Source organism: Methylobacterium sp. AC433 (genome assembly GCF_979253015.1).
Genome location: NZ_CEEDBN010000007.1, coordinates 1 through 21,964, shown reverse-complemented (window position 1 = coordinate 21,964; position 21,964 = coordinate 1). Strand labels below are relative to the sequence as shown.

The 21,964-nt window shown below is 65.6% G+C and carries 22 protein-coding genes; 17 read left to right on the top strand and 5 right to left on the bottom strand.

Features of this window, described 5'->3' with window-relative positions; all coding sequences use genetic code 11:
- The first annotated feature begins 123 nt into the window (after window positions 1-123).
- The 7 genes from AC0IWM_RS12200 to AC0IWM_RS12170 all read left to right on the top strand — a co-directional run bounded on the left by AC0IWM_RS12200 (window position 124) and on the right by AC0IWM_RS12170 (window position 8,431).
- Complete coding sequence (locus AC0IWM_RS12200; protein ID WP_056473541.1) at window positions 124-213, top strand: K(+)-transporting ATPase subunit F; 90 nt, start codon at window positions 124-126, stop codon at window positions 211-213.
- A 35-nt stretch (window positions 214-248) separates the two neighbouring features.
- Window positions 249-1,964, top strand: coding sequence for a potassium-transporting ATPase subunit KdpA (gene kdpA / locus AC0IWM_RS12195; RefSeq protein WP_471755292.1), 1,716 nt, complete (start codon window positions 249-251; stop codon window positions 1,962-1,964).
- 3 nt (window positions 1,965-1,967) lie between these two features.
- Window positions 1,968-2,171 (top strand): hypothetical protein, encoded by a 204-nt coding sequence (locus AC0IWM_RS12190; RefSeq protein ID WP_471755291.1) that lies wholly within the window; start codon window positions 1,968-1,970, stop codon window positions 2,169-2,171.
- A gap of 64 nt (window positions 2,172-2,235) precedes the next feature.
- Window positions 2,236-4,326 carry a potassium-transporting ATPase subunit KdpB gene (kdpB, locus tag AC0IWM_RS12185; protein WP_471755290.1) on the top strand — a complete coding sequence of 697 codons (2,091 nt, stop codon included), beginning with the start codon at window positions 2,236-2,238 and terminating at the stop codon, window positions 4,324-4,326.
- Window positions 4,327-4,358: 32 nt separating this feature from the next.
- Window positions 4,359-4,964 (top strand): K(+)-transporting ATPase subunit C, encoded by a 606-nt coding sequence (locus tag AC0IWM_RS12180; RefSeq protein WP_471755289.1) that lies wholly within the window; start codon window positions 4,359-4,361, stop codon window positions 4,962-4,964.
- A 33-nt stretch (window positions 4,965-4,997) separates the two neighbouring features.
- Window positions 4,998-7,733 (top strand): DUF4118 domain-containing protein, encoded by a 2,736-nt coding sequence (locus AC0IWM_RS12175; RefSeq protein ID WP_471755287.1) that lies wholly within the window; start codon window positions 4,998-5,000, stop codon window positions 7,731-7,733.
- The gene (locus AC0IWM_RS12170; protein ID WP_471755285.1) at window positions 7,730-8,431 is read left to right on the top strand and encodes a response regulator; all 702 of its coding nucleotides are present in this window, start codon (window positions 7,730-7,732) and stop codon (window positions 8,429-8,431) included. The genes AC0IWM_RS12175 and AC0IWM_RS12170 overlap by 4 nt, the downstream gene beginning before the upstream one ends.
- 510 nt (window positions 8,432-8,941) lie before the next feature.
- Here the strand turns inward: AC0IWM_RS12170 and AC0IWM_RS12165 are convergent.
- Complete coding sequence (locus AC0IWM_RS12165; protein WP_471755283.1) at window positions 8,942-9,172, bottom strand: hypothetical protein; 231 nt, start codon at window positions 9,170-9,172, stop codon at window positions 8,942-8,944.
- Window positions 9,173-9,450: 278 nt separating this feature from the next.
- Here AC0IWM_RS12165 and AC0IWM_RS12160 point away from each other — a divergent pair, with 278 nt between their 5' ends.
- From AC0IWM_RS12160 to AC0IWM_RS12135, 6 genes are all read left to right on the top strand, one after another.
- Window positions 9,451-9,780: an OPT/YSL family transporter gene (locus tag AC0IWM_RS12160; protein WP_471755281.1), complete on the top strand. Its 330-nt coding sequence runs from the start codon at window positions 9,451-9,453 to the stop codon at window positions 9,778-9,780.
- Between the two features lie 275 nt (window positions 9,781-10,055).
- Entirely contained in the window at window positions 10,056-10,256 is a 201-nt protein-coding gene (locus tag AC0IWM_RS12155) for a hypothetical protein (RefSeq protein ID WP_471755279.1), read from the top strand.
- 180 nt (window positions 10,257-10,436) lie between these two features.
- Complete coding sequence (locus AC0IWM_RS12150) at window positions 10,437-10,946, top strand: ferritin-like domain-containing protein (RefSeq protein WP_471755618.1); 510 nt, start codon at window positions 10,437-10,439, stop codon at window positions 10,944-10,946.
- Window positions 10,947-11,143: 197 nt separating this feature from the next.
- Window positions 11,144-11,605, top strand: a complete 462-nt coding sequence (rplM, locus tag AC0IWM_RS12145) for a 50S ribosomal protein L13 (RefSeq protein WP_055952181.1) — start codon at window positions 11,144-11,146, stop codon at window positions 11,603-11,605.
- Window positions 11,606-11,607: 2 nt separating this feature from the next.
- Window positions 11,608-12,087 carry a 30S ribosomal protein S9 gene (rpsI, locus tag AC0IWM_RS12140; RefSeq protein ID WP_056222465.1) on the top strand — a complete coding sequence of 160 codons (480 nt, stop codon included), beginning with the start codon at window positions 11,608-11,610 and terminating at the stop codon, window positions 12,085-12,087.
- Between the two features lie 80 nt (window positions 12,088-12,167).
- Window positions 12,168-12,419 carry a hypothetical protein gene (locus AC0IWM_RS12135; protein ID WP_471755277.1) on the top strand — a complete coding sequence of 84 codons (252 nt, stop codon included), beginning with the start codon at window positions 12,168-12,170 and terminating at the stop codon, window positions 12,417-12,419.
- A gap of 4 nt (window positions 12,420-12,423) precedes the next feature.
- Here the strand turns inward: AC0IWM_RS12135 and AC0IWM_RS12130 are convergent, their stop codons facing one another.
- A complete protein-coding gene (locus AC0IWM_RS12130; RefSeq protein ID WP_471755616.1) occupies window positions 12,424-12,942 on the bottom strand; it encodes a hypothetical protein in 519 nt (172 codons plus the stop codon).
- 219 nt (window positions 12,943-13,161) lie between these two features.
- Between AC0IWM_RS12130 and argC the strand changes: the two genes are divergently transcribed.
- Together argC and AC0IWM_RS12120 are read left to right on the top strand one after the other, a co-directional pair.
- Window positions 13,162-14,100 (top strand): N-acetyl-gamma-glutamyl-phosphate reductase, encoded by a 939-nt coding sequence (gene argC, locus AC0IWM_RS12125; protein ID WP_471755275.1) that lies wholly within the window; start codon window positions 13,162-13,164, stop codon window positions 14,098-14,100.
- Window positions 14,101-14,951: 851 nt separating this feature from the next.
- The gene (locus AC0IWM_RS12120) at window positions 14,952-15,485 is read left to right on the top strand and encodes a Ros/MucR family transcriptional regulator (RefSeq protein ID WP_471755614.1); all 534 of its coding nucleotides are present in this window, start codon (window positions 14,952-14,954) and stop codon (window positions 15,483-15,485) included.
- 445 nt (window positions 15,486-15,930) lie between these two features.
- On the opposite strand, the gene AC0IWM_RS12115 is transcribed toward AC0IWM_RS12120, so the two are convergent.
- Window positions 15,931-17,235, bottom strand: coding sequence for a hemolysin family protein (locus tag AC0IWM_RS12115; RefSeq protein ID WP_471755273.1), 1,305 nt, complete (start codon window positions 17,233-17,235; stop codon window positions 15,931-15,933).
- Between the two features lie 180 nt (window positions 17,236-17,415).
- Complete coding sequence (locus tag AC0IWM_RS12110; RefSeq protein ID WP_471755270.1) at window positions 17,416-17,862, bottom strand: PaaI family thioesterase; 447 nt, start codon at window positions 17,860-17,862, stop codon at window positions 17,416-17,418.
- Between the two features lie 121 nt (window positions 17,863-17,983).
- Between AC0IWM_RS12110 and AC0IWM_RS12105 the strand changes: the two genes are divergently transcribed.
- Both AC0IWM_RS12105 and AC0IWM_RS12100 read left to right on the top strand, forming a co-directional pair.
- A complete protein-coding gene (locus AC0IWM_RS12105; protein WP_471755268.1) occupies window positions 17,984-18,409 on the top strand; it encodes a CoA-binding protein in 426 nt (141 codons plus the stop codon).
- A gap of 72 nt (window positions 18,410-18,481) precedes the next feature.
- A complete protein-coding gene (locus AC0IWM_RS12100; RefSeq protein WP_471755266.1) occupies window positions 18,482-20,500 on the top strand; it encodes an ATP-binding protein in 2,019 nt (672 codons plus the stop codon).
- Window positions 20,501-20,517: 17 nt separating this feature from the next.
- On the opposite strand, the gene AC0IWM_RS12095 is transcribed toward AC0IWM_RS12100, so the two are convergent.
- The gene (locus AC0IWM_RS12095; protein WP_471755612.1) at window positions 20,518-21,834 is read right to left on the bottom strand and encodes an MFS transporter; all 1,317 of its coding nucleotides are present in this window, start codon (window positions 21,832-21,834) and stop codon (window positions 20,518-20,520) included.
- Window positions 21,835-21,964: the final 130 nt, after the last annotated feature.

The following is a 21,964-nucleotide window of genomic DNA, read 5'->3' as shown; positions in this document are numbered from 1 at the left end:
CCGGATCGGACGCACCATGCTCGACATCACCTTCCTCGCCGCGGGCCTCGCCTTCTTCGGCCTCGCCGCCGGTTACGCCCGGCTCTGCGAACGCCTCTGAGCCGGCTGCCGGGAGCGCGCACCATGACCCTCGACCTGACCTTCGGCGCCCTCGTGACCCTGGGGCTGCTCGGCTACCTCACCTACGCCCTCGTGCGCCCCGAGCGGTTCTGACGAACCCTCCGGACGAATTCCCAAGGACCACCTCCATGACCATCAACGGCTGGCTTCAGGTCGCGCTGTTCTGCGCGATCGTGCTGGCGCTCGTCAGGCCGCTCGGCGGGTACATGACGCGCGTCTTCCAGGGGGAGCGCACGCTCCTCTCGCCCGTCCTCGCCCCCGTCGAGACCGGACTCTACCGCCTCGCCGGCATCGATGCCCGGGGCGAGCAGAGCTGGCTCGCCTACGGGCTCGCCATGCTGGCGTTCCACGCCCTCGGCTTTGCCGCCCTCTACGGTCTGCTCCGGCTGCAGGACGTCCTGCCCCTCAATCCGGCCGGGCAATCGGCGGTGGCGCCGGATCTCGCCTTCAACACGGCCGCGAGCTTCGTGACGAACACCAACTGGCAGAATTACGGCGGCGAGAGCACCCTCTCCTACCTGTCGCAGATGCTGGGCCTGACCCACCAGAACTTCCTCTCGGCCGCCACCGGCATCGCCCTCGCGGTGGCGCTGGTCCGGGGCTTCTCCCGGGCCTCGGCCCGGACGGTGGGCTCGTTCTGGGTCGATCTCACCCGCTGCACGCTCTACGTGCTGCTGCCGATCTGCGTCGTCTACACCCTGTTCCTGGTCTCGCAGGGCATCCCGCAGACCCTCGGGGCATCCATCGAGGCGACGACGCTCGAGGGCGCCACCCAGACGATCGCGGTCGGCCCGGTGGCGAGCCAGGTCGCGATCAAGATGCTGGGGACCAACGGAGGCGGATTCTTCAACGCCAACGCGGCGCATCCCTTCGAGAACCCGACCGCGCTGTCCAATCTCGTCCAGATCCTGTCGATCTTCGTCCTCGGGGCGGCGATGACCAACGTGTTCGGCCGCATGGTCGGCGACGAGCGGCAGGGCTGGGCGATCCTCGGCGCCATGGGCGTGCTGTTCCTCGCGGGCGTCCTCGTCACCTATGCCAGCGAGGCCGCGGGCAGCTCCGTGCTGAACGGGTTCGGGCTCGACGGCGGCAACATGGAGGGCAAGGAGCTGCGCTTCGGCATCGTCGCCTCCGCGCTCTTCGCGGTGGTGACCACCGCCGCCTCCTGCGGCGCGGTCAACGCGATGCACGACAGCTTCACCGCCCTCGGCGGCCTGGTGCCGATGATCAACATGCAGCTCGGCGAGATCATCGTCGGCGGCGTCGGCGCGGGCCTCTACGGCATGCTCGTCTTCGTCATCGTGGCGATCTTCGTCGCCGGGCTCATGGTCGGCCGGACCCCGGAATATCTCGGCAAGAAGATCGAGGCCCGCGAGGTGAAGATGGCCATGCTCGCCATCCTGTGCCTGCCCCTGATGATGCTGGGCTTCACCGCCCTCGCCACGGTGGTGGCCGCCGGTCTCGCCGGCCCCGCCAATGCCGGGCCGCACGGCTTCTCGGAGATCCTCTACGCCTTCACCTCCGCGGCGGCCAACAACGGCTCCGCCTTCGGTGGACTCAGCGGCAACACCCCGTTCTACAACACCACGCTGGCCGTCGGCATGCTGGTGGGGCGGTTCTTCGTGATCATCCCCGCCCTGGCGATCGCGGGCGCCCTCGCCGCCAAGAAGACCGTGCCGGCCTCCGCCGGAACCCTGCCGACCCATGGCGGTCTGTTCATCGGCATGCTGGTCGGCGTGATCCTGATCGTTGGCGGCCTGACCTTCTTCCCGTCCCTGGCCCTCGGCCCGATCGTCGAACACCTCGCGGGCGGCGCGGGTCAGACCTTCGCGGCGGGTGGCTGAGCGATGCGGCCCGCTTTTCCGTCCCGTCGGGGCCGGCGCCATCACCTGCATGTGCCCCGCGCCGGCATCCGCCCGCCCCTCTCGGGCTCCGGCGCCCGGCCGATCCGGCTCTCCGACCTGATCCTGGCGCTGCTCGGGGTCACCCTCCTGGGCGCCCTCGCCCTGGTGCTCGCTGCCGGTCTCGCGAGCCGCGCGCTCGCGCCCTGACCCGCCTCACCGATCCGGCGCCGCGCGCCCGGTCTCCCCGCGACCCTTCGTGGAAACACCCGTCATGTCTCGCCCGTCCTCCTCCCTCTTCAGCGCCGCCCTCGTCGGCCCGGCGCTCGTCGGTTCGCTCAGGAAACTCGATCCCCGGATCATGATCCGCAATCCCGTGATGTTCGTGGTCGAGGTGGTGGCCGCCCTGACGACCGTGCTGTTCGTTCGCGATCTGGCGACCGGCGCCCCCGGGCTCGGCTTCTCGGGTCAGATCATCCTGTGGCTCTGGTTCACGCTGATCTTCGCCAATTTCGCCGAAGCCCTGGCCGAGGGCCGCGGCAAGGCGCAGGCCGACAGCCTGCGCCGTACGCGCACCGAGATGACGGCCAAGCGCCTCACCGGTGCGGGCGATACCTGGGAATCCGTGCCCGGCACGTCGCTGAAGGTCGGTGACGTGGTGCTGGTGGAGGCCGGCGACCTGATCCCGTCCGACGGTGAGGTCATCGCGGGCGTCGCCTCCGTCAACGAGGCGGCCATCACCGGCGAATCCGCGCCGGTGATCCGGGAATCCGGCGGCGACCGGTCGGCGGTGACCGGCGGAACGCAGGTCCTGTCCGACGCGATCCGGGTCCGCATCACGGCGGCGGCCGGCTCGACCTTCGTCGACCGCATGATCGCGCTGGTCGAGGGGGCATCCCGGCAGAAGACGCCGAACGAGATCGCCCTCAACATCCTGCTCGCCGGTCTGACCCTCGTCTTCGTCTTCGCGGTGGCCAGCATCCCGAGCTTCGCGAGCTATGCCGGCGGCGCGATTCCCCTCGTCGTGCTCGTCGCCCTGTTCGTGACCCTCATCCCGACCACCATCGGCGCGCTCCTGTCCGCGATCGGCATCGCCGGCATGGATCGCCTCGTTCGCTTCAACGTCCTCGCCATGTCGGGCCGCGCGGTCGAGGCGGCGGGCGACGTCGACACCCTCCTCCTCGACAAGACCGGCACCATCACCCTCGGGAACCGCCAGGCGACCGAGTTCCGGCCGGTCGGCGGCGTCACCGAGCAGGATCTCGCGGACGCGGCGCAACTCGCCTCCCTCGCCGACGAGACGCCCGAGGGCCGCTCGATCGTGGTGCTGGCCAAGGACCGCTACGGCATCCGCGCCCGCGACATGGCCAGCCTGAATGCCACCTTCGTGCCCTTCACGGCCCAGTCGCGCATGTCCGGCGTCGATCTCGACGGCGCGTCCATCCGCAAGGGCGCCGTCGAGGCGGTGATCGCCTCCCTGGGCGGCCAGCCGATGGTCTCGCGGGGCTCGAATGCGGCTCTCGCCTATCGGCCGGAGGAGGATTCCCGGACCGTCGCCGAGATCAGGGACATCGCCGAGACCATCGCCAAGGCCGGCGGTACGCCCCTGGCGGTCGCCCGCGACGGTCGACTCCTCGGCGTCGTCTCCTTGAAGGACATCGTGAAGGGCGGCATCCGCGAGCGCTTCGCCGAACTCCGCCGCATGGGCATCCGCACGGTGATGATCACCGGCGACAACCCCATGACCGCCGCCGCCATCGCGGCCGAGGCCGGCGTCGACGACTTCCTGGCGCAGGCCACCCCGGAGGACAAGCTCGCGCTGATCCGCAAGGAGCAGGCGGACGGCAAGCTCGTGGCCATGTGCGGCGACGGCACCAACGATGCGCCCGCCCTCGCCCAGGCCGATGTCGGCGTCGCCATGAACACCGGAACGGTGGCGGCCCGCGAGGCCGGCAACATGGTCGACCTCGATTCCGATCCGACCAAGCTCATCGAGATCGTCGGGATCGGCAAGCAGCTCCTCATGACCCGCGGCGCCCTGACGACCTTCTCCATCGCCAACGACGTGGCGAAGTACTTCGCCATCATCCCGGCGATGTTCCTGACGCTCTACCCGCAGCTTCAGGCCCTGAACGTCATGGGGCTCGCCTCGCCCCAGAGCGCGATCCTGTCGGCGATCATCTTCAATGCCCTGATCATCGTCGCGCTGATTCCGCTCGCCCTGCGCGGTGTGGCGTATCGCGCCGTGGGTGCCGCCGCGCTCCTGCGGCGCAACCTGCTGATCTACGGCCTCGGCGGCATCCTGGTGCCGTTCGTCGGCATCAAGGCGATCGACCTCGCCGTGAATGCCCTGCACCTCGCCTGATCCCCTCCCCGCTCCGAACCAGAGTCGCCCCCATGCTCGCCACCCTGCGTCCCGCGCTCGTCCTCTTCCTCGTGCTGACGGCGATCACCGGTCTCGCCTATCCCCTGGCCATGACCGGCCTCGCCGCGGCGATCTTTCCCGCCAAGGCCGCCGGCAGTCTGATCCGCCGCGACGGCGCGATCGTCGGCTCCGGCCTCATCGGGCAGTCCTTCACCAGCCCGCGCTACTTCCACGGACGCCCCTCGGCGACCGTCGCCACCGATCCGGCCGATGCCACCAGGACCGTTCCGTCGCCCTACAACGCCTCCAACTCGGCCGGCTCCAATCTCGGCCCGACCAGCGCGGCCCTGGCCGAGCGCGTGAAGGGCGAGCTCGATGCCTTGAGAGCCGAGAACCCCGGCGCACCGGTGCCGGTGGATCTCGTCACCACCAGCGGATCCGGGCTCGATCCGGATCTGTCGCCGGAGGGCGCCCTGTTCCAGGTGCCGCGGGTGGCCCGCGCGCGGGGCGTCAGCGCGGATCGGGTGCGCGACCTCGTCGTTGCGCAGGTCGAAGGCCGGACCTTCGGTCTCCTCGGCGAACCGCGCGTCAACGTGCTGGCGCTGAACCTCGCTTTGGACGCGCGCCTCCGGCAATAATCCATCCCGCGGGAAGCAGACGATGGGGTTTCGATGAACGAGGATGGCCGCGAGCGCCAGCGTCCCTCGCCGGAGGCGTTGCTCGACCGCGCGCGCCGCGACGAGGCGGGGCGCGGCCGCCTCAAGGTCTTCCTCGGCGCTGCACCCGGCGTCGGCAAGACCTACGAGATGCTGACGATCGGCCGGGCGCGGCTGAAGGCCGGAACCGACGTGGTGATCGGCGTCGTCGAGACCCACGGCCGCAGCGAGACCGAGGCCCTGGTCGAGGGCTTCGAGGTCGTTCCGCGACGCAGGGTCGCCTACCATGACGCCGTCCTCGAGGAGATGGACCTCGACGCCCTGCTGGCGCGGCGCCCGGCCCTGGCTCTCGTGGACGAACTCGCCCACACCAACGCGCCCGGCTCGCGCCATCCCAAGCGCTACCAGGACGTCGAGGAACTGCTCGATGCCGGCATCGACGTGCACACCACCCTCAACATCCAGCACGTCGAGAGCCTGAACGACGTCGTCGCGCAGATCACCCGGATCCGGGTGCGCGAGACGGTGCCGGACGGCATCCTCGACCGGGCCGAGGACATCGAGGTCGTGGACCTCAATCCCGACGACCTGATCGAGCGCCTGAAGGCCGGCAAGGTCTACGTGCCCGCCCATGCGGAGCGCGCCCTGCGCCACTACTTCTCGCGCGGCAACCTGACGGCCCTGCGCGAACTCGCCCTGCGGCGTACGGCCGAACGGGTCGACCACGAACTCCTGAGCCACATGCAGGCCCATGCCATCGCGGGTCCCTGGAGTGCCGGCGAACGGGTGATGGTCTGCGTGAGCGAGGATCCGCGCTCCGCCGGTCTCGTCCGCTACGCCAAGCGCCTCGCCGACCGCCTGCACGCGCCGTGGACGGCCGTCACGGTGGAGGGTGCGCGCAGTCTCGGCCTCAGCGAGGCGGACCGCGACCGGATCGCCGACGCCCTGCGCCTCGCCGACAGGCTCGGCGGCGACGCCGTCACCCTGCCGGGGAGCCGGCGCGTGGCCGACGACCTCCTGTCCTATGCCCGCGGCGCCAACGTCAACCACATCGTCGTCGGCAAGGCGACGCGGTCCTGGATGTTCGAGCTCGTCAACGGCTCCGTGGTATACGACCTCGTGCGCTGGAGCGGGGCCATCAGCATTCACGTCGTCCCCGGCGAGACCCTGCCGATGCCCGCGCCACGAAAGGCGGTGGCGACGGCCCCGGCGCGCCCTGCCCTCGATAGCGCCGGCTACGGCTTCGCGGCGCTCGCGATCCTCTCTGGCCTCGGCCTCGCCCTCGGGCTGCAGCCGTATCTCGGGGTCGAGAATGCCGACCTCTTCCTGCTGACGGCTGTGGTGGCGGTCGCGGCCCGCTTCGGCCTGGGTCCTGCGCTGGCCGCCGTGGTCGCCGCCTCGCTGGCCTACAACTTCTTCTTCCTGCCGCCGGTCTACACGCTGACCATCGCCGACCCGACCAACGTCGCCGCCTTCCTGCTGTTCACCCTGGTCGCCGTCCTGGTCTCGAACCTCGCCGCCCGGGCCCGGACGGTCGCGGTGGTCAGCCAGCGCCGGGCCCGGGCGACGGAGCGCCTCTACGGCTTCAGCCGGAAGCTCTCCACCTGCGGCACCCTCGACGACGTGCTCTGGGCGACCTCGGCCCAGATCGCCGCGATGCTGCGCGTACGGGTCGTGCTGCTGCTGCCCGAGGGGGACACGGTCACGGTCCGGGCTGGTTATCCACCCGAGGACCGCCTCGATGCGGCGGATCTGGCCGCGGCTCAATGGGCCTTCGCCAACGATCGGCCGGCGGGGCGCGGTGCCGATACGCTTCCCGGCGCGCGTCGCCTCTTCCTCCCGACGCGAACAGGTCGCGGTCCCGTCGGAGTCATCGGCCTCGATGCGGATGGCAGGGGGCCGATCCTCACACCCGAGGATCGACGCCTGTTCGACGCGCTGGCCGACATGGGGGCTCTCGCCATCGAACGGGTCCGGCTCGTGGAGGATCTGGCGCGGGCAGAACGCGATGCCGAGACCGACCGGCTGCGCCAGGCCCTGCTGACCTCGATCTCCCACGACCTGCGGACGCCATTGTCATCGGTCCTCGGCGCCGCCACGACCCTGCGCGACCTCGACGCCGAGCTGGACCGGGAGGCCAAGGGCGATCTCCTGGCGACGATCATCGCCGAGTCGGAACGGCTGAACCGCTTCATCGCCAACCTCCTCGACATGACCCGACTCGAGGCTGGCGCGGTCGCGGCAAACCTGACCGCGCAGGACGTGGCGGAGATCGTCGACACCGCCCTGCGCCGCCAGGGTCCCATCCTGGCGGAGCACCGGGTCGTGCTGGAACTGGCGCCGAACCTGCCGGCCCTTCGCCTCGATCCGGTGCTGTTCGAGCAGGTCCTGGTCAATCTCCTCGACAACGCCGCCAAGTACGCTCCGGCCGGTTCCGCCGTCACGGTGTCGGCGCAACTCGTCTCCGGCCAAGCCGGCGGGCCGTCGAAGGTCCGTCTTCAAGTGCTCGACGAGGGTGACGGCCTGCCCGAGGCCGAGCGCAAGCGGGTGTTCGACAAGTTCTACCGCGCCCGGAAGGGCGACAGCGTGCGCGCCGGGACGGGCCTCGGCCTCGCCATAGCGCGCGGCTTCGTCGAGGCGATGGGCGGCACGCTGACGGCGGGGAACCGTGAGGATCGAAGCGGCGCCGTCTTCACCCTCCACCTACCGGTGCCCACCGCCCGTCCCGCCGCCCCAGACCTTGCCGCATGACCCTCGCTGTCCTCGTGGTCGACGACGAGCCACCCATCCGCAAGCTGCTGCGGATGGGCTTGGCAACGCAGGGCTATACGATCTTCGAGGCACCGAGCGCGCGGGTCGCCCTCGAGGTCCTGGCCCGCGAGACGATCGATCTGATCATCCTCGATCTCGGCCTGCCGGACATGCGCGGACACGATCTCCTGCGCCGGATCCGGGAGGGTCACCGGGATCTGCCGGTGGTCGTCCTGTCGAGCCGCGACGACGAGCCGGGCAAGGTCGAGGCTCTCGATCTCGGCGCGGACGACTACGTCACCAAGCCCTTCGGCATGGGCGAACTCCTGGCGCGCCTTCGCGCCGCCCTGCGCCACCAGTTGGCAGTCCAGGGCGAGCGCGCCTTGTTCGAGGTCGATGGCCTGAGCGTCGATCTGGTGCGCCGCATCGTCCGCGTTCGCGGCGTCGAGGTGAAGCTGACACCGCGGGAGTACGACTTCCTGCGGATCCTGGTGCAGCATGCCGGCAAGGCCCTGACGCACGCCCAACTCATGAACGCCGTCTCGACTTCCTCGGACCCGCAGTACCTCAGGGTCTACGTGCGCCAGCTTCGCCAGAAGATCGAGGCCGATCCCGAGCGCCCGCGTCTTCTCCTCACCGAGACCGGTGTCGGATACCGCCTGCGTGCGCCGGACGACGAGGGCGGGCCGCTCCAGTGAGCCGGTTGAACGCCGGTCCCGTGAGGCTCGAAGAGTTTCCGCCGCCCGGACGTGTCTTTTGCGGCCTGCGCGTTGCCGGCAAGGCGGCGCTCCTCGAAGACTTCGCGCGCCCGGCAGCGTTCGCTCTCGGAAGGGAATCCGCATCGATCCGCATGGCCCCGGAGAAGCGCGAGCGCTTCGGCTACGCCGGGATCGGAGCCGGCATCGTCCTGCCGCCTGCCCGGCGCGAAGACCTGGAACGGTTGTTCGGTTTGTTGGACCACCTGCGTGCTCCCATCGAGTTCGAGGCGAGTCCACGAACGTTACGTGGAATCTCGTCGCTCCGCTGTCCCTGCCGGCTGTCTCGCGGGACGCCTCGGCGAATGGCCTCGCCTGCATCGTCCGGCGGCTGCGCGATCCGGCCGTGCCGAGCGCCTTGCGCGCTGCTCGCGATGCGCCCGGCCTTCATGTCGCCCGGAGCCGAGGTTGGTGCGAGGCCGATGGCTGAGAGCCCGACCAGCGGCCCGCTCGTCAGATCCGAAGCTCGACGCGGTCCGCCGCGATCCGAACGGCCTCCGGCCGATGCGCGGTCGCCTCGACGGCATAATGCACCGCCGCTTGGCATGTGCGGAACAGACCGCCGGCACGGCCATGGATCTCGACGGCAACCCAGCAGCCTTGCCCGTCCCGCCCGATGATGTAGCGCGGCGTGTCGTCGGCGGAGACCGGGCTGTCGATGGCGGCCGGGAGAGGAATGGACATGATCGTCTCGTCGGTTCGGGCGGTCCAAGTGGCGGACCGCACGGGAAATCTACGTCGCATCGTGTGAGGGTTCGAGCGGCAACGCGGTGTCATTTCATAAGGGTCGCAGCAGGATCGCCCCCGGAGCCGTGGCCGCGCCGGACCGGAGACCACCTCCGATAACCTATGTGGTTTGCAGGGCGGGCGAGCTTTCGCACGATGCCGATAGGGGACGACGCTTCGGATATGGCGGACCCCCGAGGCGTCAGGACCCTGCCGGAGCCCTGCCCCGGGCGGACATGGAGGCGGGCAACGCCCTGCCGGCGCCGCAGGCCGCCCTGATGACCCAGATCGCGACCGGCATCGTCCATGGCGAACTGCCCTGGACGATGGTGGCGGTCGGTGCAGGGCTCGGCGTGATGTTCGTCGCCCTGGAGGCCGTCCTGCGGCGGCGGGACCTGTCGTTTCCGGCGCTGACGGTGGGGATCGGGAGCTACCTACCCCTCGAAGTCGTGGTGACGATCGCCATCGGGGGCATCATCGGCTGGTTCGCCCGAAGGCGCCTTCAGGCACACCCTTCGAAAGATGGAGAGACCCTGGCTCGACGACGGGGCGTTCTCGTCGCGTAGGGATTTCTCGTCGGCGAGAGCATCGTCGGCGTGCTCCTCGCCGCTGCCGACACGCTTGCTGGGCGCGGCTCGTCCCTCGTGCTGGTCGGTCCAGGATTCGCACCGGTGGCGACGGGTCTCGGAGCGGCTGTCTTCGCCGCGGCCGCCCTCGGCTTTCACCGCTTGGTGTCCCGTGCGTCGCCTGCCTAAGCGCCCCGCGCTGCCTCGGCAGCGCTTGACCCTAGCTCGACCGCGCGGGACAGCAGCGGACCGGACCCGAGCCAAGGATTGCCGCGATGGCCACGCCCCGCGACCTAAAAGTTCAGATGGCGGGCGAGACCCGCGCCCGCGAACGCGCGCAGGCCCTGGCCGCGACGCAGGCGGCGCGGGCCCAGCGAGCCGAGATCGCAGCCCGCGAAGCCGAGGCGGAGCGCGACGGCTGGAAGACGCGGGCTCTGGCGGCCGAGGCGGAACTGGAGCGACTGAAACGAGGCTAAGTTTTTCGCAGATCGACAAGCGCGGCAATTGATCCGCGTACTTCGGAGGTAGCCCTGGGTGCCTCTCTGTCGCACGACTGCGTTTTAAGGACCTCCGGATCCGCGCGGAACAGGAGTCGGCGCGGACATCTTCTCGTGACGACAGCGAATGTCTTCGCAAGCGATGAGGAGAACGTCCAGGTGGCCATCGACACGCGCGAAATCTATGTGACTGCCCTGAAGAACACCCATGCGCTTGAGATGCAGGCGCTCCAGATCATGGAGCGGCAGGTCGAGCGCCTGCAGCGTTACCCCGAGATGGAAGCGGCCCTGCGCCGTCACATCGAGGAGACGCATGGCCAGCGGACCCGCCTCGAGCAGGCTCTGCACGGCGTTTCGGAGAGCCCTTCCACCATCAAGGAGGGCGTGCTCGGCTTCTTCGGTAACATGATGGCCCTCGGCCACATGCCGGCCCAGGACGAGATCCTGAAGAATGCCTACGCGAATCACGCCTTCGAGAACTTCGAGATCGCTGCCTATGAATCGCTTCTGGCCATCACCGAGGCCGCGGGCCAACAGACGGCGCTCACAGGCTTCCAACAGTCCCTCCGCGAAGAGGAGGCGATGGCGCGCAAGGTCCGTGAACTCGTACGCCCGACCACTCTCCGCTACATCGAGCTCACCACGGCTGGCGACAAAGCAGACCGCTGACCTATGACACGGTACTTTGGTACCGCAAACTCGAAGGGCCTCCAACAACTACGCTTTTTGGTCTCTTTGAGAGATTAAGCACGCGAAAGGCGGCTTGACGGAGCCGTCGCATCTCCTTAATGGAACCTCCAACGCCGCCGCGTCCTGCACGCGGCGGCGCATCGTTTTGTCCAGACACCATTACGGAACGCCACGGGATGAAGACCTTTTCTCTGAAGCCCGCCGACGTCGACAAGAAGTGGATCATCGTCGATGCGGAGGGCCTGGTCGTCGGCCGGCTCGCCTCCATCGTCGCCATGCGCCTGCGCGGCAAGCACAAGGCTGCGTACACGCCCCACGTCGATTGCGGCGACAACGTCATCGTCATCAACGCCGAGAAGGTGAAGTTCACCGGCCGCAAGCGCGAGCAGAAGGTGTACTATCATCACACCGGCTATCCGGGCGGCATCAAGGAGCGCACGGCCAAGTTCATCCTCGACGGTCGCTTTCCTGAGCGTGTCGTGGAGAAGGCCGTCGAGCGCATGCTTCCCCGCGGCCCGCTCTTCCGCCAGATCATGGGCAACCTTCGGGTGTACAAGGGCTCCGAGCATCCCCATACCGCCCAGCAGCCGCAGGCGCTCGACGTCGGCAGCCTCAACCGCAAGAACGTGAGCGCTTGATCATGGCGACCCTTCAGTCCCTCTCCGACCTGAACCGCGCGAACGTCGAGTCGCCGGAGAACGCCGCCCCGGTCCACGTCCAGAAGCTCGACGCCCAGGGCCGAGCCTACGCGACCGGCAAGCGCAAGGACGCGGTCGCCCGCGTCTGGATCAAGCCCGGTACCGGCAAGGTGGTCGTCAACGGCCGCGCCGTCGAGACCTATTTTGCCCGTCCGGTGCTGCGCATGATCCTGCGCCAGCCGCTGCAGATCGCCAATCGCGTCGACCAGTACGACATCACCGTCTCGGTTCACGGCGGTGGTCTTTCGGGGCAGGCCGGCGCCGTGCGCCACGGCCTCTCGAAGGCGCTGACCTACTACGAGCCGGAGCTGCGCTCGCCGCTGAAGCGCGAAGGCTTCCTCACCCGCGACAGCCGCGTGGTCGAGCGCAAGAAGTACGGCCGCAAGAAGGCGCGTCGCAGCTTCCAGTTCTCGAAGCGCTGATCCGGCCCTTCGATACATGTCCGGACAGGGCGGCTTCGGCCGCCCTTTCCTTTTGAGCCGCGGCAGAGAGACCAGTACCCATGGCGAAGCCCTTCCGACGCGTCACCAGGCCCGACGCCGACGCGGTGACCCTTTGCCTGGCAGAGACGGACGGTGCGACGACCGGGGAGGTGAAGCTCGCCGACGGGCGCCTGTTCAGCACCACCGGCGTGCTCCCCATCGCCCAGGCCTTCGGCATCGCCGTCCACGTGGCCAACGAGAGCGGGCGCGAGATCGTGGTGATCGATGACCGGAACTTGTGGAAGCCGTCCTGGGGTACGCTCAGCGCCTGAGCCCTCAGGCGTGCAGGGCGTGTTCCAGTTCGCCCTTCGACATCTTCGAGCGGCCAGGAATGTTCTTGTCGCGCGCCGCTTTCATCAGGTCGGCCTTCGTCTTCGCCGAGCTTGATTTGCCTGAAGCGGATTTGCGCGCCGCTGCAGTCTTCTTGGCGACGTCGGCGGGCTGTTTCGAGAATTGCTTGCCCTTGGCGGAATCGGCACGCTTCTTCTTCGTGGACCGATCGTATTCCGACTTGGACACCGACTCGCGGGCCTTCTTCGGCAGGTAGCGCTCGCCCGTCTCGCCGCTCTTCTTGCCGGACTTGGTGTCCCACTCCTCCTCGGTCCACTGCTTCAAGTGATTGTCGGAGGACTTCTTGCCCTCGTAGCCGCCGCCGGCATCCTTGTATGCCTTCGTGGCGGCCTGGGCCTTGCGGGCCGACCACTGACCGGGCTTGCCGCCCTTGTCGGATTCGGTGACCTGCTTCTTCACCTTCTCCCAAAGCTTGGGATCGCTCTTTTCCGCGCTGGCTGACATCGGTTCGACCTCGATCGGGTGTGTCGTCCGGCGAATAACAGCCGTCCGATGCGGCCGTTCCAGGCCACTCCGAGTGATACACAGGCTTGATCGAGCGTCATCAAGCCTTGTCCCGGTGGCGAGAAGACGTTGACTTGACGAAGCGTCCCGGTCACCTGCGCTCACGGGCCGGTGCGAGACGTGTCTTCGTCGGTGCGATCAAGAGGATGTCAGGCAACCATGAGCGAGAACGATGCGGGGCGGAAGCCCACGGTCTTCATCGATGGCGAGGCGGGAACCACCGGCCTCGGAATCCGCGAGCGCCTCGAGCGCGAGGGCCGTGTCGCCCTGAAGAGCATCCCGCATGAGAGCCGCAAGGATATCGCGGTGAAGCGCGACCTGCTGCAGGCGGTCGATCTCGTCGTGCTGTGCCTGCCGGATACCGCCGCCAAGGAGACCGTTGCCCTTGCTGACACCCTGCCGGGCGGCGGACCTCGCATCCTCGACGCCAGTACCGCGCACCGGGTCGATCCGGCCTGGGTCTACGGATTCGCCGAACTCGAACCCGCCCAGGCGCAGGCGATCCGCGGCGCCAGGCGCGTGGCCAATCCAGGCTGCTATCCGACCGGCGCGATCGCGGTGCTGCGCCCTCTGGTGGAAGCGGGCCTGATCCCGTCGAATCACCCGATCAGCATCAATGCCGTCAGCGGCTACAGCGGCGGCGGGAAGGGCATGATCGAGACCTACGAGGCCGGAGAAGGAGAGTCCTTCCTGCTTTACGGGCTCGGTCTCGGCCACAAGCATCTGCCCGAGACGCAGGCCTATGCCGGCCTCACGCGGCGGCCGATCTTCATTCCCTCCGTCGGTAACTTCCGGCAGGGCATGCTGGTGAGCGTACCGCTCCACCTCGACACCCTCCCGGGTTCGCCGACGGTACTGGAATTGGAGAAGGCCCTAGCTGCCTATTACGAGGGGCAGGATCTCGTGCGGGTCATTCCCAACGACGGTGCCGAGCGCCTCGAGCCGGAAGCGTTGAACGATACCGACCGCCTCGAGATTCGGGTTTTCGGCAACGAGACCTATCGACAGGCTGTCCTCGTTGCCCGCCTCGACAATCTCGGCAAGGGTGCATCCGGCGCGGCGGTACAGAATATCGGCCTGATGCTCGGCCTCGACTGATGACCAAACTCGGCCCCGCCGGACTTCCGGCGGGGCCGTCACGCGACCCAGTCCCTCGACCCTGCTATCCGACCATCGCCTCCACAGCCCTTCGATGGGTGAGTGCCACGTCGGACATTCCGTTTCGCTATCGAGGTCACGCCGATTCGCCAGTATGCGGGCGTGGTGCGGAAGCCTTCATCCCAAGCCTTGATCGACAGAATTTCTTCGGGCCTTCGAACGAGTATCATCCGTGCGAGATCCTCGACGCGCGCGCGAAGATGAGTGGTAGCCAGGCAGCTAAAGACGCACAGCAGGGCCACTTCGATTCCATTGGGGTCTGATCGGCATCTGAGCCATCGCCAAGCATCTGCTGCCAATGCTGTGCAGAGTCTCTTCGCTTCATTGCGAACACCATAAAATTGTTTTATCGAACGAAACGTTATGTCCGCTGATCGGGCAGACGTTCGTTGGAGATCGACGCGAGCGCATAAGTGTCGATGTAGGGAAGCGCGCCACCTTCAAGCCTGGGAGCGTAAAGGCACCGATCCTGCGAAAGCCAGCGGCACCGAGTGGATCGGGGCACGAATTCGGATTGCGGTCGAACATGTTGCGCTGATGGAGTGACTTATCAGCATTGCCGCGAGCATCCGACAAATTCGATCGGGCGCGAACGAGCCTTCGACGATGTGTTCGGGCAACTGGAGCGTGATCGCCCCTACTAGTGCAGGCGATGCGCGAAAATTTGATAAACGATCCACTTAATGCCGATGGAAAAAACGTTCATTCTTCGACGTAACATCTTGCTTGTGAAAAGAAGCGAGCCTACGTTTGAAGACAAGATCAACACTTATGCAGATCGGCGAAGTCACATGAATGAAACGGATAACGACGCGGCTCGGCTCATCACCCTGGCAGCCGATATCGTCTCGGCCTACGTCAGCAACAATCATGTACAGAGTGCAGAGCTTCCCAAGCTGCTGAGTGATGTCCATGAGGCGATCCGAGGCGTGACTGCCAGCGGTACGCCAGCTGCGGATGCTGGTCCGCCGAAAGCGACCCCCCAGGAAATTCGCCGTTCGATCACGCCGGATTACCTGATCAGCTTCGAGGACGGAAAGCAGTACAAGACCCTGCGCAGGCACCTTACTCTGCGCGGCCTGACCCCCGAGCAGTACCGCGCCAAATGGGGTCTGGCGCCCGATTATCCGATGACGTCGGCAAGCTATTCCGAGCAGCGCTCCGAACTGGCCCGCGCCCTCGGCCTCGGTCAGCAGCGCCGCAAGGGCGTTGCCAAGACCGCATCGGAGGAGACCGTGTCGGCTCCCCCGCCTGAGGAAGCTCAGGCCGAGGCTCCGCAGGTCGAGAAGAAGCGGCGCGGACCGCGCAAGAAGGTCGACGCCTGAGTTCTTGATCATCGGCGCGCTGTTCCAGTGCGCGTCGTTCAATTCGTGACCGCAACGCAGGCAGCATGCTGTCTGCGTTGCTTCCATTGGCGATCGATGTGCACCGGTCGTGCCGGTTTTGGGTTCAGCGCGCGGATGCCTTCGGTCGAACGAAGCGCCGCTTATCGATTCGTTTCCTACCGCTCTTCACCTCCGATCGGCACGAACAGGCCCTTGTTCGGCGACCCTAACGTCGTGGTCGAGCGTATCCATGAGAGAGGCTCATCGGGACGGCCTGCGCATTCACTGCTCTGCCCTGAACTGCTCTGCTCAGAGTAGCCCTATCGATGCTGAAAACATCGTCGCGCCGGCCAAGGAGCTTACCCCAACAACACCTCAGTCGCCGCAATCCGCCGTCACGGGCCGAACCATCGCCCGGCAGGTGTTTCCACGAAGTGTCGCGACCTTACTCGGTCGTTCCCGACAGGGGCGTCGCCAGGACCTTGTCGATGCGCCGCCCATCCATGTCCACGACCTCGAACCGCCAGCCGTGGGACTCGAAGAGGTCGCCCGTTCCCGGGATGCGGCCGAGGCGGAAGATCACGAAGCCTGCGAGCGTGGTGAAGTCGTCGGAATTCGGGTGTTCGGCGAAAGCGAGCCGGTCGAAGGCCTGCGACGCCGGCATCATACCGTCGATGAGGAGGGATCCGTCCTCGCGCTCGACCACGCTCGGCTCGTCGCCCACTTCCGGGATGTTGCCGGCGATGGCCTCCAGAAGATCGGTCTGCGTCACGATCCCCTCCAGGCTGCCGTACTCGTCGACGACGACCGCCATCCGCACGGGTTTCGCCTGGAAGGTCTCCAGGACCGCCAGGATCGACATGCTCTCGTGCACGACGATGGGCGGCTGAGTGGCCGCCAGGACGTTCACGGGCTTGCCGTCGAGGAGCTGGTTGAGCAGGTCCTGCTTGCGCACGACGCCGACGATCTCGTCGACTTCGCTGCGGCTGACCACGAGCTGCGCATGGTCGCATTCCCGCACCGACTTCAGGACCGCCTCCGGCTCCTCATCGGCGTCGACCCACTCGACCTCGTGGCGCGGCGTCATGATATCGCGCACCCGCCGCTCGCCGATCGAGAAGATGCGCTGCACCGCCTCCTGCTGAGCCTCGCGGATCAGGCCGGCCTCCTGGCTTGCCTGGACCAGGAGGTTGAGCTCCGCCGTGGAGTGCAGCGAACCCTCGCCATGGCCGGCCTGCAGGCCGAACATCCGCACCACGCCGTTGCCGAGGCCGTTCAGGAACAGGATCGCCGGCCGGAAGACGAACAGGAAGACACCCAGGGGGCGCACCACGGCGAGCGCGGTCCGCTCGCTGCGCTGGAGAGCGAGGCTCTTCGGGGCCAGCTCGCCGAGGACGATGTGCATCGCCGTGATGATGACGAACGAGATCACCACCGCGATCGTGTGGGCGGCGGTTGTGCCAACCGGCTCCGGCAGGAAATGCAGTGCCGGAACAATGAGATGGGCTAGGGCCGGCTCGCCGACCCAGCCCAGGGCCAGGGACGAGATGGTGATGCCGAGCTGGGTCGCGGCGAGGTAGGCGTCGAGCTGGTCGGTGGCGCGCTGGAGCGATCGGGCGTTGGTCCGGCGCTCGGAGACCAGCTCGGCGACGCGGCTCTTCCGGACGGAGACCAGGGCGAACTCGGCGGCAACGAAGAAACCGTTGGCCAGCACGAGGGCAAAGACGGCGAGGAGGCCCAAGCCGGTCACCCATACATCGTCGGAAATCGTCGTCTCCCCTGGTCAGCGGCGGATCTCTAGCAGCAACGCACGGGGCGGGCCACAGCGAACCCGGTGCCGGGCTCCGGATGGATCGCGGGCGCGCGGGGAGGCCGGCGTATACCGCGAGGGTCGTGTCGAGGTCGTGGGGATCGGGCGGCCCACCCGGTGTCATGACTTGGCCCCCGGTGGAATCGCGTAGGTGCCGGTGGCGTGGCAGACCAGGGGGGCGCCGTCCGGGCCGGCGATGTGGACTTCGCCGACGGCGAGGCGCCGGCCGAGCTTGAGCAAGCGGGCGGTGCCGAGGAGTCCGGTTGGGCCGGGTTTGCGCAGGAAGTTGAAGTTCAGGCTGGTGGTGACGGCGAGCGCCACCGGGCCGAGGCTGGCCAGGATCGCCGCGTAGAGGGCGTAGTCGGCCAGCGCCATCATGGAGGGACCGGAGACCGTGCCGCCGGGGCGCAGGTGGCGCTCGTGGTGGTCCATCCGCATCCGGGCGAGGCCGGGGCCGACCTCGACCAGGTGGTAGGTCCGGCCCCCGGCCTCCATCTGCGGGAAGGCCGATTCGAGGAAGGCCACGGTCTCTCCCAGCGTGAGGGCCTGCGGCAGGGTCTCGGACATGGACGCGAACTCCGGCTCACCGTGACGCGGCCGGCCCGATGACCTGGGAAAACCGCGCGACGTCTTGCGGACGACCCGCGAAGCCTTGCAGCACGCCCCCGCTTGCCCGACAAGATCGAGGATGCGCCAGTCCCACGATGCCTACGACCCCGCCCTGATCCGCCGGGTGCTCGCCGAGACCCGGACCATCGCGTTGGTCGGCGCCTCGGCCAACCCGGCCCGGCCGAGCCACCACGTCATGGCCTTCCTGCTGGAGCGCGGCTACCGGGTGATCCCGGTCAATCCCGGGCTCGCCGGGCAGAGTCTCCAGGGCCAGCCCGTCTTCGCCTGCCTCGCCGACCTGCCCGAGCCCGTCGACATGGTCGAGATTTTTCGGAGCTCCGACGCCGCCGGCGGCGTGGTGGACGAGGCCCTCGCCCTCCCCCAGCCGCCGCGCTTCATCTGGATGCAGATCGGGGTTCGGGATGATGCGGCAGCGGAACGGGCTGAGGCGGTGGGGTGCGTCGTGGTGATGGATCGGTGTCCGAAGATTGAAATCATACGGTGATAGGAATTGTTAATTTCAATCTATAATGGTACTAAAAACCTAATTTATGAATATGAATAGTTGAGATTTTGGATGACGAATCTCCGGTCAAATCTAGTTAAGCGCATTGCCAGACTACCAAAGCCATCTAGCGTAGCTGATGCGCTCCAGCCGCTATTTGAAGCACTGAGCAACGGTATCCATTCGACGCAGGCCAAATTTGGAGACAGAGTTGCGAGTGAGGGTTACATTATTGTCAATATTAGTAAACGAAAATCAAAAAATGACATATCTATAACTATCGAAGACAATGGCCCGGGCCTCGATGAAAAAAACTGGGAGGCATTTATAACTACAGATACAGACAATAAAATAGATATAGGTGGAAAGGGCGTCGGCCGTCTGCTGTGGCTGGATTGCTTTCAGCATATCAATATTAAAAGCATTTTTAAAGATGACGATAATTTTAAAAAAAGGACCTTTAGATTTGTTCTTGATGTAGATGATCAAATTAGAGATTTAAATTTAGAGGAATTTGAAGGGCAAAGTGGATCGTTTTTCCACGTCGAATTTGGCGGCTTAAGATCTAATGGATATAGGGAAAAATTCCCCGCTAGGGAGAAATCAATTTTCCAGCATCTGACATCACATTTTCTCCCGACATTTATTGGAGGCAGATGCCCACGTATATCTGTATCTATTGGAGACGAAGATCGAGAGTACCCGTCTGCAATCAATGAGATTGTCTACAGGAAGGAACTTGCAGATATTCCAGATACAAACGGCTACGGAATTCTTCAATTTACCATGATGGAATGCAGCAAGGTTGCGAGTGCTGACTTAAAAGGCTCTCATTTCGTTCATTTTATTGCACACGATCGAACTGTTCATTCACAGTGCATTGACGGAAAGCTCGGATTAAAATATTTTGGAATTAACTCAGATCGAGTATTTCACGCAATTCTCACAGGCGATTTTCTTGATAAAAATGTAAATCAGGAGCGTACAAAATTTCAATTTGAGGATGCTATTCTGGACCGAATGATCAACGAGAGTTGTTGGCCATTCGTCGAAAATTTCCTGGCGGCGCCCATTTTGATTTTACGCGAAGAGCAACGGAATAAAATTAAGACAATCACAGCCACTTATCCCTCTGTTGCATTCGGTGATGTCGACGAATTGCAGCAGAAAGTGCCCTCTGGTGAGCTAAAAGATGATGCGATCTATGGCCATCTGGCTCGCGAGCGTTTTAGACGAGATGAGCGACAAGCCGAAAAAATACGTTCGGTATTGAAAAGACTGAAAAGCGACAAGATTGACGCAAGTTCTTTTTCAGAAACGATCAAAGAAGCAAGCGCGGCTATAGAAGACGCTGAGCAGAGAAGCTTGGCGGAATACGTTGTAAGAAGAAAGGTCGTATTGGATTTTATCGAAATACTTCTTGAAAAAGTTCGTGATGATAAAAGAGATGGCGCCTATCAGCGAGAGGATGTCCTTCACTCTTTCATTTGTCCCCTCCGCGTGAATACCATTGCGGATGAGGGCCGAAAAGTCGAGGCGGCAGCCTCTCATGATCTTTGGATTATTGATGAAAGACTAGCTTTCGCGCAGTATTTCAGTTCAGATGTAGAATTTTCAACATTAGCAGAATCTATTGACAGTGAAGAGCGGCCAGATATTTTGATATTCGATTATGTACATGGACTCCGTCAGAAGGATGGGCCATCCAAAATCTTGCTTGTGGAATTTAAGAAGCCTGGCCGCAAAAATTACGAGGACGACGAAAATCCACAGCTACAAATCGAGCGATACGTTCGGCGGCTCCAAACTGGAAAGATGGAGGACGTCAAAGGTAGACCAATAAAGCTAGATGCAAATACAATATTTTATTGCTTCATAGTCGCGGACGTGGTTGGCCGTCTTGATGACTGGACGTTCTCATGGCAGAGGACGGCAGACGGGAGAGGTCGTATCTACCGTCCTAACGACGGATTCCGCGGCTCTATTGAACTCATCGGTTGGGACGACCTCGTCAAGGATGCAAGAGATCGAAATCAGGCATTTTTTGATGCCGCTGGAATTACGGGTGAGAGCTTTTTTAGCGATCGATAGAGGTTAGAATTGCGAGTTCAAATCGAAGTCTCCCGCGTCTCACGCATCAACGCCACAGCGACAAAGCTAATCCCCGCCGCCACCGCCAGATAAAGCCCAACCCAACCCACACCACCCCACTCGCTCAACCGCTGCGCCAGGTACGGCGCAGCGGACGCCCCCAGGATCCCCGCGAGGTTGTAGGTCACGCTCGCCCCGGTGTAGCGCACGCGGGTCGGGAAGAGTTCGGGCAGCAGCGCGCCCATGGGGCCGAACAGCCAGCCCATCGCGAACAGGCCGAGGCACAGGAAGCCGAGGACGAGGCCGCCCTGGCCGCTGCCGAGCATTGGGCCCATCAGCAGGCCGAGGCTCGCGGTGAAGATCAGGCCCGAGAGCAGGACGGGGCGGCGTCCGTAGCGGTCGGCGGCCCAGCCCGAGAGCGGGATTCCGAGGCCCATGAACAGCACGGCCACGCACTCGAAGAGCAGGAAGGTCGGCCGGGTGAAGCCGAGCGTCGAGACGCCGTAGCTCAGGGCGAAGACGGTGGAGAGGTAGAAGACCGCGTAGCAGGCCACCATCGCGAAGGTGCCGAGCAGCGTCGCGCGGATGTACTTGGTGAAGATCACCGCCAGCGGCACCTTCTCGGGGGCGGCCTTCTCCAGGGCGGCCTTGAAGACCGGGGTCTCGGTGAGCTTGAGGCGGACATAGAGCCCGACGCCCACGAGGACGGCCGAGGCCAGGAACGGGATGCGCCAGCCCCAGGCCTGAAAGTCGGCGGGGCTGAGCGCCAGGGCGAGGCCGAGGAAGCCCAGATTGGCGGTGATGAAGCCGACGGGCGCGCCGAGCTGCGGGAAGATGCCGTAGAGCGCGCGCCGGCCCGGCGGCGCGTTCTCCACCGCCAGCAGGGCCGCCCCGCCCCATTCGCCGCCGAAGCCGACGCCCTGGCCGAAGCGCAGCACGCAGAGGGCGAAGGGCGCCCACCAGCCGGCGGTGGCATAGGAGGGCAGGCAGCCGATCAGCACCGTCGACAGGCCCATGATCATCAGCGAGGCCACCAGGGTCGCCTTGCGCCCGACCCGGTCGCCGAAATGGCCGAAGAAGGCCGCGCCCATGGGCCGCGCGATGAAGGCGATGGAGAAGGTCGCGAAGGCGGCCAGCGTCTGCACCGCCGGATCGCCGGGCGGGAAGAAGATCGGCCCGATCACCAGGGCGGCGGCCGTGGCGTAGACGTAGAAGTCGTAGAACTCGATCGCGGTGCCGACGAAGCTGGCGATGAGGATGCGCGCCGCCGGCACGGCCGCCTCGGGCGTCGTCTGCGGGCGGGCGAGGGTCGGGCGGGTCGCGGTCTGGCTCATGGCGTGGGGCCATAGCTCAGGCGCGACCGGCAGGATAGCGCTGGTTTCGGGGCCGGGCGCGGCGCCGGCATGGATGGCCCGCGTGTTGAAGCCAGGCAGACGATCGGTCATCGAGAAATCCTCCCGGGCC